The sequence below is a fragment of the Pseudomonas sp. S8 genome (assembly GCF_050473925.1).
GTDB lineage: Bacteria > Pseudomonadota > Gammaproteobacteria > Pseudomonadales > Pseudomonadaceae > Aquipseudomonas > Aquipseudomonas parakoreensis.
This window is the reverse complement of the sequence record NZ_JBFDVZ010000016.1, coordinates 3,304,273-3,316,401: the sequence shown is the minus strand read 5'-3', so window position 1 is coordinate 3,316,401 and position 12,129 is coordinate 3,304,273. Positions and strand designations below refer to the sequence as shown.

The 12,129-nt window shown below is 61.2% G+C and carries 9 protein-coding genes; 6 read left to right on the top strand and 3 right to left on the bottom strand.

Annotation, left to right across the window (positions count from 1 at the left end):
* Positions 1-119 precede the first annotated feature (119 nt).
* The 3 genes from hisG (at position 120) to hisC (ending at position 3,261) form a co-directional block, all read left to right on the top strand.
* Positions 120-755 (top strand): ATP phosphoribosyltransferase, encoded by a 636-nt coding sequence (hisG, locus tag AB1J88_RS16195; protein ID WP_041072861.1) that lies wholly within the window; start codon positions 120-122, stop codon positions 753-755.
* A 125-nt stretch (positions 756-880) separates the two neighbouring features.
* Positions 881-2,206, top strand: a complete 1,326-nt coding sequence (gene hisD / locus AB1J88_RS16190; RefSeq protein ID WP_430291460.1) for a histidinol dehydrogenase — start codon at positions 881-883, stop codon at positions 2,204-2,206.
* 2 nt (positions 2,207-2,208) lie between these two features.
* The gene (gene hisC / locus AB1J88_RS16185) at positions 2,209-3,261 is read left to right on the top strand and encodes a histidinol-phosphate transaminase (protein WP_041072866.1); all 1,053 of its coding nucleotides are present in this window, start codon (positions 2,209-2,211) and stop codon (positions 3,259-3,261) included.
* A 121-nt stretch (positions 3,262-3,382) separates the two neighbouring features.
* On the opposite strand, the gene algW is transcribed toward hisC, so the two are convergent.
* A complete protein-coding gene (gene algW / locus AB1J88_RS16180) occupies positions 3,383-4,537 on the bottom strand; it encodes a Do family serine endopeptidase AlgW (RefSeq protein WP_041072868.1) in 1,155 nt (384 codons plus the stop codon).
* 103 nt (positions 4,538-4,640) lie between these two features.
* Here algW and AB1J88_RS16175 point away from each other — a divergent pair, with 103 nt between their 5' ends.
* From AB1J88_RS16175 to cysN, 3 genes are all read left to right on the top strand, one after another.
* Complete coding sequence (locus AB1J88_RS16175; RefSeq protein ID WP_430291459.1) at positions 4,641-5,399, top strand: Nif3-like dinuclear metal center hexameric protein; 759 nt, start codon at positions 4,641-4,643, stop codon at positions 5,397-5,399.
* A gap of 255 nt (positions 5,400-5,654) precedes the next feature.
* Positions 5,655-6,572, top strand: coding sequence for a sulfate adenylyltransferase subunit CysD (gene cysD / locus AB1J88_RS16170; RefSeq protein WP_007912374.1), 918 nt, complete (start codon positions 5,655-5,657; stop codon positions 6,570-6,572).
* A gap of 9 nt (positions 6,573-6,581) precedes the next feature.
* Positions 6,582-8,480, top strand: a complete 1,899-nt coding sequence (gene cysN / locus AB1J88_RS16165; RefSeq protein WP_430291458.1) for a sulfate adenylyltransferase subunit CysN — start codon at positions 6,582-6,584, stop codon at positions 8,478-8,480.
* A 639-nt stretch (positions 8,481-9,119) separates the two neighbouring features.
* On the opposite strand, the gene AB1J88_RS16160 is transcribed toward cysN, so the two are convergent.
* Together AB1J88_RS16160 and pta are read right to left on the bottom strand one after the other, a co-directional pair.
* Positions 9,120-10,025 (bottom strand): acyltransferase, encoded by a 906-nt coding sequence (locus tag AB1J88_RS16160; RefSeq protein ID WP_430291457.1) that lies wholly within the window; start codon positions 10,023-10,025, stop codon positions 9,120-9,122.
* Positions 10,026-12,125: a phosphate acetyltransferase gene (gene pta, locus AB1J88_RS16155; protein ID WP_041073921.1), complete on the bottom strand. Its 2,100-nt coding sequence runs from the start codon at positions 12,123-12,125 to the stop codon at positions 10,026-10,028. It abuts the gene before it with no gap.
* Positions 12,126-12,129 lie beyond the last annotated feature (4 nt).

Below are 12,129 nucleotides of genomic sequence, written 5' to 3'. Positions count from 1 at the left end.
ACTGGGCACAGGGAGGTGTCCACTGAATTTGTTTCGAGTCGAGCCGGTATCCGGCTCGATGTGTGTCCGGCGCCGATTGCGACCGGACATGAGTACCTTGATAAGGACTGACGTTTCCCATGTTGACCATCGCACTGTCCAAGGGCCGCATCCTTGACGACACTCTGCCGCTTCTCGCTGAAGCCGGCATCGTGCCGACCGAGAATCCGGACAAGAGCCGCAAACTGATCATCCCCACCACTCAGGATGACGTACGTCTGTTGATCGTGCGTGCCACCGACGTGCCGACCTATGTCGAGCATGGCGCGGCCGACCTCGGCGTCGCCGGTAAAGATGTGCTGATGGAATACACCGGCCAGGGCCTCTACGAGCCGCTGGATCTGCAGATTGCCCAGTGCAAGCTGATGACGGCCGGCAAGATCGGCGCAGCCGAGCCCAAGGGCCGTCTGCGCGTGGCGACCAAGTTTGTCAACGTTGCCAAGCGCTACTACGCCGAGCAGGGCCGTCAGGTCGACATCATCAAGCTCTACGGCTCGATGGAGCTGGCGCCGCTGATCGGTCTGGCCGACAAGATCATCGACGTGGTCGACACCGGCAATACACTGCGCGCCAACGGCCTGGAACCTCAGGAACTGATCGCCACGATCAGCTCGCGCCTGGTGGTCAACAAGGCTTCGATGAAGATGCAACACGCCCGAATCCAGGCGTTGATCGATACCCTGCGCACGGCAGTGGAATCGCGACACCGCGGCTGATGTACTTGCGCGACCTTGAGTCGCGCCCGTCTATCCGCCTCATAGCCAGAATCTCAGGTGCCCAAGCGGAAACGACTGCTAAGTTAGGGCGCCTGAGTTTTTGCCATTCCTATGAGGCTCTCGCTATGACCGCACCGACTGCAATTCGCCGACTCAACGCTGCTGACCCGGATTTCGCGCATCATCTGGATCATCTGCTGAGCTGGGAAAGTGTGTCTGACGACTCGGTCAATCAGCGCGTGCTGGACATCATCAAGGCTGTGCGCGAGCGCGGCGACGCGGCGCTGGTCGAGTTCACCCAGAAGTTCGACGGCCTCGAAGTGGCGTCGATGGCCGACCTGATCCTGCCGCGCGAGCGTCTGGAACTGGCCCTGACCCGCATCACTGTCGCGCAGCGCGAAGCGCTGGAAAAAGCTGCAGCGCGGGTGCGCAGCTACCACGAAAAACAGAAACAGAATTCCTGGAGCTACACCGAGGCCGACGGCACTGTGCTCGGGCAGAAGGTCACGCCGCTGGATCGCGCCGGCCTGTACGTGCCGGGCGGCAAGGCGTCATACCCGTCGTCGGTGTTGATGAACGCGATTCCGGCCAAGGTTGCCGGCGTGGCCGAAGTGGTCATGGTGGTGCCGACCCCGCGCGGTGAAATCAATGAGCTGGTGCTGGCGGCGGCGTGCATTGCCGGCGTTGACCGGGTGTTCACCATCGGCGGCGCGCAAGCGGTTGCTGCGCTGGCTTACGGTACCGAAAGCGTGCCGCAGGTGGACAAAGTGGTCGGCCCGGGCAACATCTATGTCGCCACCGCCAAACGCCACGTGTTCGGTCAGGTCGGCATCGACATGATCGCCGGCCCGTCGGAAATCCTCGTGGTGTGCGACGGCCAGACCGATCCGGACTGGATCGCCATGGACCTGTTCTCCCAGGCCGAGCACGACGAAGACGCGCAGGCAATTCTGGTCAGTCCCGACGCCGAGTTCCTCGACAAGGTCGCGGCGAGCATCGACAAACTGCTGCCGACCATGGACCGCGCGGCCATCATCGAAACTTCGATCAATGGTCGCGGTGCGCTGATTTACGTGCGCGACATGGCGCAAGCCATCGAAGTCGCCAACCGCATCGCCCCGGAACACCTGGAGCTGTCGGTCGCTGACCCACAAGCGTGGTTGCCGCAGATCCGTCACGCCGGCGCGATCTTCATGGGCCGCCACACCTCGGAAGCGCTGGGTGATTACTGCGCCGGCCCGAACCACGTGCTGCCAACGTCCGGCACTGCGCGTTTCTCCTCGCCACTGGGTGTGTACGACTTCCAGAAACGTTCGTCGATCATCTTCTGCTCCGAGGCCGGTGCTTCCGAGCTGGGCAAGACCGCTTCGGTGCTGGCCCGTGGCGAATCCCTGAGCGCGCACGCACGCAGCGCCGAATACCGTATCAAAGACGAAGTGAAGGGGAATTGAACATGAGTAAATTCTGGAGCCCGTTCGTCAAGGATCTGGTGCCCTATGTGCCGGGCGAACAGCCGAAGCTGACCAGACTGGTCAAGCTCAACACCAACGAAAACCCTTACGGCCCGTCGCCCAAAGCCCTGGCGGCGATGCAAACCGAGCTCAACGACAACCTGCGCCTGTACCCGGATCCGAACAGCGATCTGCTGAAAACCGCCGTCGCCAACTACTACGGCGTGCAGAGCAATCAGGTGTTCCTTGGCAACGGTTCGGACGAAGTGCTGGCGCACATCTTCCACGGTCTGCTGCAACACGAGCAGCCGCTGCTTTTTCCGGACATCAGCTACAGCTTCTATCCGGTGTATTGCGGTCTGTACGGCATCCAGTTCGATGCCGTGCCGCTGGACGCGCAGTTCCAGATCAACCCGGCGGACTACGCCAAACCGAACGGCGGGATCATTTTCCCCAATCCGAACGCACCGACCGGTTGCCTGCTGGCACTGGAAGCGGTCGAGCAGATCCTCAAGGCCAGCCCGGATTCGGTGGTTGTGGTGGACGAGGCTTATATCGACTTCGGCGGCGAAACCGCGATCAGCCTGGTGGACCGTTATCCGAACCTGCTGGTGACCCAGACCTTGTCCAAGTCGCGCTCGCTGGCCGGCCTGCGCGTAGGCCTGGCGGTGGGGCATCCGGATCTGATCGAAGCGCTGGAGCGAATCAAGAACAGCTTCAACTCCTATCCGCTGGATCGCCTGGCGATTGTCGGAGCGGCGGCCGCGTTCGAGGATCGCGAGTATTTCGACAAGACCTGCCGTCTGGTCATCGAAAGTCGTGAGTGGGTCATCGCGCAATTGCAGGCCAAGGGGTTTGAGGTGCTGCCGTCGGCGGCGAACTTCATCTTCGCCCGGCACCCGCAACACGATGCAGCGGGGCTGGCAGCCAAGTTGCGCGAGCAGGGCGTGATTGTGCGCCACTTCAAGCAGGAGCGGATTGCCCAGTTCCTGCGGATCTCGATCGGTACGCCGGAGCAGAATCAGGCGCTGATCGACGGTCTCGGCGACCTCTAAACCGCCGCTGAACCTGTGGGAGCGAGCTTGCTCGCGAAAGCGCTTGGCCATTCAATAACGATGTTGAATGTGCCGGCCTCTTCGCGAGCAAGCTCGCTCCCACAGTGTTTTTGGTTGGTGTTTACTCTTCTTCCTTGACCGGCGCCGGCGGTGGACGCAGGCCGATTTCCGCGGTCAGCTTCAGCTCCTTGCCATTGCGCATCACTTGAATCGTGACCTTGTCAGTCGGCTTGATCCGCGCCACCTGGTTCATTGACTTGCGGCCATCACCCGCCGGTTCGCCGTCGATACTCAGAATCACGTCACCCAGCTGCAGGCCGGCCTTCTGTGCCGGGCCATCGCGGAAGATTCCCGCCACGACAATTCCCGGACGCCCGGACAGGCCAAACGACTCGGCCAGTTCCTGGGTCAGCGGCTGCACTTCAATACCGAGCCAGCCACGAATCACCTGACCGTGCTCGATGATCGACTTCATCACCTCCATCGCCAGTTTTACCGGAATCGCAAAACCGATGCCTTGCGAGCCGCCGGACTTGGAGAAGATTGCCGTGTTGATCCCTGTGAGGTTGCCGTTGGCATCGACCAGTGCGCCGCCGGAGTTGCCCGGGTTGATCGCCGCGTCGGTCTGGATGAAGTCTTCGTAGTTGTTCAGGCCCAACTGGTTGCGCCCGGTGGCGCTGATGATGCCCATGGTCACGGTCTGGCCGACGCCGAACGGGTTGCCGATGGCCAGCGCGACGTCGCCGATGCGGATGTTGTCGGAGCGGCCGACGGTGATCGCCGGGAGGTTTTTCAGATCAATCTTCAGCACCGCGAGGTCGGTTTCCGGGTCGCTGCCGATGACGCGGGCGAGGGTTTCGCGCCCATCCTTGAGTGCCACCACGATCTGGTCGGCGCCGGTGGTTACGTGGTTGTTGGTCAGGATGTAGCCTTCCGGGCTCATGATCACGCCGGAACCGAGGCTCGATTCCATGCGTTTCTGCTTCGGCGAGTTGTCACCGAAGAAGCGCCGGAACTGCGGATCCTCAAACAGCGGGTGCGCCGGTTTGTTGATGACTTTGGTGGTGTAGAGGTTGACCACCGACGGTGCGGCGATGGTCACCGCGTCGGCATAGGACACCGGGCCCTGCTGCACACTGGTGGTTTGCGGGGCCTGTTGCAGGTTGACGTCGAGGCTCGGAAGCCCGACCCACTGCGGGTAACGCTGAATAATCAACAGAGCGATAAGCACGCCGGCCAACAGCGGCCAGCCAAAAAAACGCAGCGCCTTGAGCATTAAGCACGTCCTGGAAAAGTTGCAGGCGGGGGCAGACCGCCGATAATGTCGCGCATTATACGAGGCCGCGCGCGCCTCTGAACGGGATTTTCAGGAGTCTTTCATGGCCGTCGCCCTCAGCACCCTCGTCGAAGAAGCCGACCGTTACCTCGGCAGTGCAAAAATCGCCGATTATTGCCCCAACGGCCTGCAGGTCGAAGGCTGTCCACAAGTGATGCGCATCGTCAGTGGCGTCACCGCCAGTCAGGCCTTGCTCGATGCCGCAGTAGAAGCCGAGGCCGATCTGGTGCTGGTGCATCACGGCTATTTCTGGAAGGGCGAGAACCCGTGCATCACCGGCATGAAGCAGCGTCGCCTGAAAACCTTGCTCAAGCACGACATCAGTCTGCTCGCCTATCACTTGCCACTGGATCTGCACCCGGAGGTCGGCAACAACGTGCAACTGGCGCGTCAGCTGGACATCACCGTCGAAGGGCCGCTGGATCCGGACAACCTGAAGATTGTCGGACTGGTTGGCTCGTTGAATGAGCCGATGACCCCGCGTGATTTCGCGCGCAAGGTTCAGGAGGTCATGGGCCGCGAGCCGCTGCTGGTCGAAGGCAGTACGATGATTCGTCGGGTCGGCTGGTGCACTGGCGGCGGGCAGGGCTATATCGATCAGGGCGTGGCGGCGGGTGTTGATCTGTTCCTCAGCGGTGAAGCCTCCGAGCAGACCTTCCACAGCGCTCGGGAAAACGACATCAGCTTCATCGCCGCCGGCCACCATGCCACCGAGCGCTATGGTGTGCAGGCGCTGGGTGACTACCTGGCAAAACGTTTTGCCCTGGAACACATCTTCATCGACTGCCCGAACCCGATCTGACGACTCGCGGCGAGCTTGATCTGAAATTCTGCCCTGTAGGAGCTGCCGAAGGCTGCGATCTTTTGATCTTAAAAACAGAGGCAAAAGATCGCAGCCTGCGGCAGCTCCTACAGGGGAGAAAGGGGCAAACCGGCGGGCATATTGATATGCCCTTTCGATCTAGTTGGCGTCCTGATTAGAAGAGGGCGCTGTGCTAGGATTCCCCGCTCGAACACGGCCCGCTGGCCGTTCATAAGAAAGCTTTCGTGAGTAGCCATGGTCGACAAACTGACGCATCTGAAACAGCTGGAGGCGGAAAGCATCCACATCATCCGCGAGGTGGCCGCCGAGTTCGACAACCCGGTGATGCTGTACTCCATCGGTAAAGACTCCGCCGTGATGCTGCACCTGGCACGCAAGGCGTTCTTCCCGGGCAAACTGCCGTTTCCGGTGATGCACGTCGACACTCGCTGGAAATTCCAGGAGATGTACAAGTTCCGCGACAAGATGGTCGAAGAGCTGGGCCTGGACCTGATCACCCACATCAACCCCGATGGCGTGGCGCAGAACATCAACCCGTTCACCCACGGCAGCGCCAAGCACACCGACATCATGAAGACCGAGGGCTTGAAGCAGGCACTCGACAAGCATGGTTTCGACGCCGCGTTCGGTGGTGCCCGTCGTGACGAAGAGAAGTCCCGCGCCAAGGAGCGTGTGTACTCGTTCCGCGACAGCAAGCACCGCTGGGATCCGAAGAATCAGCGTCCGGAGCTGTGGAACGTCTACAACGGCAAGGTCAACAAGGGCGAATCCATTCGTGTGTTCCCGTTGTCGAACTGGACCGAACTGGACATCTGGCAGTACATCTACCTCGAAGGCATCCCGATCGTGCCGCTGTACTTCGCCGCCGAACGCGAAGTAATCGAGAAGAACGGCACCCTGATCATGATCGACGACGAGCGCATCCTTGAGCATCTGTCCGACGAGGACAAGGCGCGCATCGTCAAAAAGAAAGTGCGTTTCCGTACCCTTGGCTGCTACCCGTTGACGGGCGCGGTGGAGTCCGAGGCCGAAAGCCTCACGGACATCATTCAGGAAATGCTCCTGACGCGAACTTCCGAGCGCCAGGGCCGGGTCATCGACCACGATGGCGCCGGCTCGATGGAAGATAAAAAACGTCAAGGCTATTTCTAAGGGGTTGTCATGTCGCACGCATCTGATTTGATCAGCGAGGACATCCTCGCCTACCTGGGCCAGCACGAACGTAAAGAGCTGCTGCGCTTTTTGACCTGCGGTAACGTCGACGACGGCAAAAGCACCCTGATCGGGCGCCTGCTGCACGACTCCAAGATGATCTACGAAGATCATCTGGAAGCCATCACCCGCGATTCGAAGAAAGTCGGCACCACCGGTGACGACATCGACCTGGCATTGCTGGTCGACGGCCTGCAGGCCGAGCGTGAGCAGGGCATCACCATCGATGTTGCCTACCGCTACTTCTCCACCGCCAAGCGCAAATTCATCATCGCCGACACCCCCGGCCATGAGCAGTACACCCGCAACATGGCCACCGGTGCATCCACCTGTGACCTGGCGATCATTCTGGTCGATGCCCGTTACGGCGTGCAGACCCAGACTCGTCGTCACAGCTTCATCGCCTCGTTGCTCGGCATCAAGCACATCGTTGTCGCCATCAACAAGATGGACTTGAAAGACTTTGATGAAGGTGTGTTCGAGTCGATCAAGGCCGACTACCTGAAGTTCGCCGAAGGCTTGAAGATGAAGCCGACCAGCATGCACTTCGTGCCGATGTCTGCTCTCAAGGGCGACAACGTGGTGAACAAGTCCGAGCGCTCGCCTTGGTACAAAGGGCAGTCGCTGATGGAGATCCTCGAAACCGTGGAGGTGTCGGGTGATCGCAACTTCACCGATCTGCGCTTCCCGGTGCAATACGTCAACCGTCCGAACCTGAACTTCCGCGGCTTCGCCGGCACCCTTGCCAGCGGCATCGTGCACAAGGGCGACGAAGTGGTGGTGCTGCCGTCGGGCAAGAGCAGCCGCGTCAAATCCATCGTCACCTTCGAAGGTGAGCTGGAGCAGGCCGGTCCTGGTCAAGCGGTGACGCTGACCATGGAAGACGAAATCGACATCTCCCGTGGCGACTTGCTGGTGCATGCCGACAACGTGCCGCCGGTCACCGACAGCTTCGAAGCGATGCTGGTGTGGATGGCTGAAGAGCCGATGCTGCCGGGCAAGAAATACGACATCAAGCGCGCCACCAGTTACGTGCCGGGCTCGATTGCCAGCATCGTCAACAAGGTCGACGTCAACACCCTCGAAGAAGGTCCGGCGAGCGCGTTGCAGCTCAACGAAATCGGCAAGGTGAAGATCGCGCTCGACGCGCCGATCGCCCTCGACGGTTACGACAGCAACCGCACCACCGGTGCGTTCATCGTCATTGACCGTTTGACCAACGGCACCGTTGGCGCCGGCATGATCGTCGCCCCACCGTTGTCCCACGGCACCGCGACGCATCACGGCAAACTGGCCCACGTTGCCACTCAGGAACGTGCCCAGCGCTTCGGCCAGCAGCCAGCCACCGTGTTGTTCAGCGGCCTGTCGGGCGCGGGCAAGAGCACGCTGGCCTATGCGGTCGAGCGCAAGTTGTTCGACATGGGCCGTGCGGTGTTTGTGCTGGATGGGCAGAACCTGCGTCACGACCTCAACAAGGGCCTGCCACAGGACCGTGCCGGTCGTACCGAGAACTGGCGTCGTGCTGCGCACGTGGCGCGTCAGTTCAACGAGGCCGGTCTGCTGACGCTGGCGGCGTTTGTTGCGCCGAGTGCTGAAGGTCGCGAGCAGGCCAAGGAGCTGATCGGCAAGGAGCGTCTGCTGACGGTTTATGTGCAGGCTTCGCCGGCGGTGTGTGCCGAGCGTGATCCGCAGGGTTTGTATGCTGCGGGTGGCGATAATATTCCGGGTGAGTCCTTCCCGTATGACGTGCCGCTGAATGCCGATCTGGTGATCGATACGCAGTCGCTGTCGCTGGAAGAGAGCGTCAAGCAGGTGCTGGATCTGCTGCGTCAGCGTGGCACGATTTAAGCGTTAGCCGGAAATGAAAGGCCCGCGGATGAGTGATCATCGGCGGGCTTTTTGTTGGCTGCGATTTTTGCGCGAGCTCATTCCACTGTGGGAGCTGGCTTGCCAGCGATGGCGCCCTTATAGGCGACCATGCTCTGTCTGGCTGAGTGAATATCCGTTTCTTCGGGTGCTGCGGCTGGCGGTTTCGCCCTTACGGCGACTCACTTTTTTTACAAACGCCTAAAAAAAGTAAGCAAAAAAAGGCTTGCTCCTGCGTTCGGCCCGCTCGCTGGGGCTCGGGGTCCCTTCGCTGCGGGATTGATCCGGGCGCAGCGCCTACGGTTTGCTTCGCTGCACCTCCTCTCGCTGTGTTTGGCTTCGCCAAACGGTCGCTGCGCTCCCACCCCCGGATCAATCCCTCCGCTCAGCCTTCCGACGTCGCCCGTGGATCAAGATCAAAAGCTGCAGCCGAGCTTGCGCTCATCCTGGAGTGGGGCGGCTGCGCCGCGTGCGGGTTGTATTATCTTCCCTGTAGGAGCTGCCGAAGGCTGCGATCTTTTGATCTATTGTGGGAGCTGGCTTGCCAGCGATGGCGGTGTGTCATTCACCAATGATGCTTGCTGATCTCCGCCATCGCCGGCATGCCGGCTCCCACCAGATTCACTGTCGGTTCGGGAATTCGCGGTGCATCTGTTCCAGCAGCGCATCCTTGTCCTGCCACAGCTGGTTGATCCAGCCCTGAAACTGCAGACGGTATTCGCCGTCCTGATCGTAGTTCTTGCCAATGAACGCTGGCGGAATCTGCAGTTCTTCAAAGTGCACCACCACGTCGCGCACGTTGCCGCACAGCAGGTCCCAGAAGCCCGGCCGCCCGCCCGGATAGTGGATGGTCACGTTGACGATCGATTCCAGCTGTTCTCCCATTGCGTCCAGCACAAAGGCGATGCCGCCAGCCTTGGGCTTGAGCAGGTACTTGAACGGTGATTGCTGTTGCGCGTGCTTGCCTTCGGTGAAGCGTGTGCCTTCGACGAAGTTGAAAATCCCCACCGGGTTGTCGCGAAACTTCGCGCAGGTCTTGCGCGTGGTTTCCAGGTCTTTGCCTTTCTTCTCCGGGTGTTTTTCCAGATAGGCCTTGGAGTAGCGTTTCATGAACGGAAAGCCCAGCGCCCACCACGCCAGGCCAATCACCGGGACCCAGATCAGCTCCTGCTTGAGGAAGAATTTCAGCGGTTGGATGCGCCGGTTGAGCACGTATTGCAGCACCAGGATGTCGACCCAGCTCTGGTGGTTGCTGGTGATCAAATACGAGTGTTTGTAATCCAGGCCTTGCAAGCCGCTGATGTGCCAGCGGGTGCGGCGCACCAGGTTCATCCAGCCCTTGTTGTTACTGATCCAGGCTTCGTGGGTGTGGCTCATCAGCCACCGTGAGGCGCGGCGGGCGAGGTCGAAGGGCAGCACTTTGATCAACGCCACGCAGAACAGGAACGAGCACAGCAGAATCGTATTGAGCGCCAACAGCAGCGCGGCGATCACGCCGCGAATCGGGGCGGGCAGGAAGTCCAGCATTTACACATCCATAGGTCGGTTGGCGGCTTGAATCGCGGTCAGGGCGATGGTGTAGACGATGTCGTCGACCTGCGCGCCGCGCGGCAGGTCGTTCACCGGTTTGCGCAGACCTTGCAGCATCGGGCCGAGGCTGACGCAGTCGGCACTGCGCTGCACGGCTTTGTGGGTGGTGTTGCCGGTGTTCAGGTCGGGGAACACGAACACCGTGGCGCGGCCAGCCACCTGGCTGTTGGGCGCCAGTTGCCGGGCCACATCGGCGTTGGCAGCGGCGTCGTATTGCAGCGGCCCGTCGATCAGCAGCGAGTGCTGTTGCTCGTGGGCGAGCAGGGTGGCTTCGCGGACTTTCTCGACTTCTTCGCCGCTGGCCGACTCGCCGCTGGAGTAACTGATCATCGCCACGCGCGGGGTGATGCCGAAGGCCGCTGCCGAGTCGGCGCTTTGCAGGGCGATCTCGGCCAGCTCAGTTGCGCTTGGGTGCGGATTCATCACGCAGTCGCCGTAGACCAGCACTTCTTCGGGGAACAGCATGAAGAACACTGAAGACACCAGCGTGCAGCCCGGCGCGGTCTTGATCAGTTGCAGCGCTGGGCGGATGGTGTTGGCGGTGGTGTTGATCACGCCCGACACCAGACCGTCGACTTCATCCAGCGCAAGCATCATGGTGCCAATGACCACGGTGTCTTCCAGTTGCTGTTCGGCCATCGGCGCGTTGAGGCTTTTGCTTTTGCGCAGGGCGACCATCGGTTCGATATAACGCTCGCGGATCAGATCCGGATCGAGAATCTCCAGCCCCGGCGGCAGCTCGATGCCCTGAGCGCGGGCCACGGCTTCAACGTCCGCCGGTTTGGCCAGCAACACGCAACGGGCGATACCGCGCTCCTGACAGATCGCCGCCGCTTGCACGGTGAGCGGCTCGCTGCCTTCGGGCAGGACGATGCGCTTGTTCGCCGACTGCGCCCGTTGAATCAGTTGATAGCGGAATACTGCGGGTGACAGGCGCATTTCCCGCGGGGTGCCGCAGCGCTGGTGCAGCCACTTGGCGTCAAGATGGCTGGCGACGAAGTCGGTGATGATCTCCGCGCGCTCGCGGTCATCAATGGGGATTTCCTTGTTCAGGCCATTGAGCAGGTTGGCGGTGTCGTAGGAGCCGGTGCTCACCGACAATACCGGCAGACCGGCCTGCAACGCGCCACGGCACAAGTCCATGATGCGTGGATCGGGCAGGGTGTCACTGGTCAGCAACAGCCCGGCCAATGGCACGCCGTTGAGCGCCGCAAGGCTGACCGCAAGAATGATGTCGTCGCGGTCGCCCGGGGTTACCACCAGCACGCCGGGTTTGAGCAGCTCCACGGTGTTGCGCATGGTGCGCGCGCAGATGATGATTTTGGTCATGCGCCGGGTTTCATAGTCGCCGGCGTTGAGCACCTGTGCGCCCATCAGGTCAGCGACGTCGCGGGTGCGCGGTGCGTTGAGCTCGGGCTGGAACGGAATGCAGCCGAGCAGGCGGAAGTCACCGCTGCGCAGCAACGGCGAATGCTCCTTCAAGCGCGTGGCGAAGGCCTCCATGCTCTCGTCGGTCTTGACCTTGTTGAGGATCACGCCGAGGACTTTCGGGTCTTTCGGACCGCCGAACAATTGCGCCTGCAATTCCACGCGGCCGGAGAGTTCGGCGAGCACTTCGTTTTCCGGGGCCGACACCAGAATTACCTCGGCATCCAGGCTTTTGGCCAGGTGCAAATTGACCCGCGCCGCATAACTGGCGCTGCGGGTCGGCACCATGCCTTCGACCACCAGCACGTCCTTGCCGACAGCCGCTTGCTGATACAGGGCGATGATTTCTTCGAGCAGCTCATCGAGCTGACCGTCGCCGAGCATTCGCTCGACGTGAGCCAGGCCCAGTGGTTGCGGCGGTTTCAGGCCGTGAGTACGTGCCACCAGTTCGGTGGAACGCTCGGGGCCGGTGTCGCCCGGATGCGGCTGAGCAATCGGTTTGAAGAACCCGACTTTCAGTCCGGCCCGCTCCAGGGTACGCACCAGCCCGAGGCTGATGGAGGTCAGACCCACGCCAAAATCGGTGGGCGCGATAAAAAAAGTTTGCATGCGG

What these genes read in the sequence shown, in the direction of transcription:
- hisG (WP_041072861.1), top strand. Translation starts at nt 120, where the DNA reads ATGTTGACCATCGCACTGTCCAAGGGCCGCATCCTTGACGACACTCTG.
- hisD (WP_430291460.1), top strand. Translation starts at nt 881, where the DNA reads ATGACCGCACCGACTGCAATTCGCCGACTCAACGCTGCTGACCCGGAT.
- hisC (WP_041072866.1), top strand. Translation starts at nt 2,209, where the DNA reads ATGAGTAAATTCTGGAGCCCGTTCGTCAAGGATCTGGTGCCCTATGTG.
- algW (WP_041072868.1), bottom strand. Translation starts at nt 4,537, where the DNA reads ATGCTCAAGGCGCTGCGTTTTTTTGGCTGGCCGCTGTTGGCCGGCGTG.
- AB1J88_RS16175 (WP_430291459.1), top strand. Translation starts at nt 4,641, where the DNA reads ATGGCCGTCGCCCTCAGCACCCTCGTCGAAGAAGCCGACCGTTACCTC.
- cysD (WP_007912374.1), top strand. Translation starts at nt 5,655, where the DNA reads ATGGTCGACAAACTGACGCATCTGAAACAGCTGGAGGCGGAAAGCATC.
- cysN (WP_430291458.1), top strand. Translation starts at nt 6,582, where the DNA reads ATGTCGCACGCATCTGATTTGATCAGCGAGGACATCCTCGCCTACCTG.
- AB1J88_RS16160 (WP_430291457.1), bottom strand. Translation starts at nt 10,025, where the DNA reads ATGCTGGACTTCCTGCCCGCCCCGATTCGCGGCGTGATCGCCGCGCTG.
- pta (WP_041073921.1), bottom strand. Translation starts at nt 12,125, where the DNA reads ATGCAAACTTTTTTTATCGCGCCCACCGATTTTGGCGTGGGTCTGACC.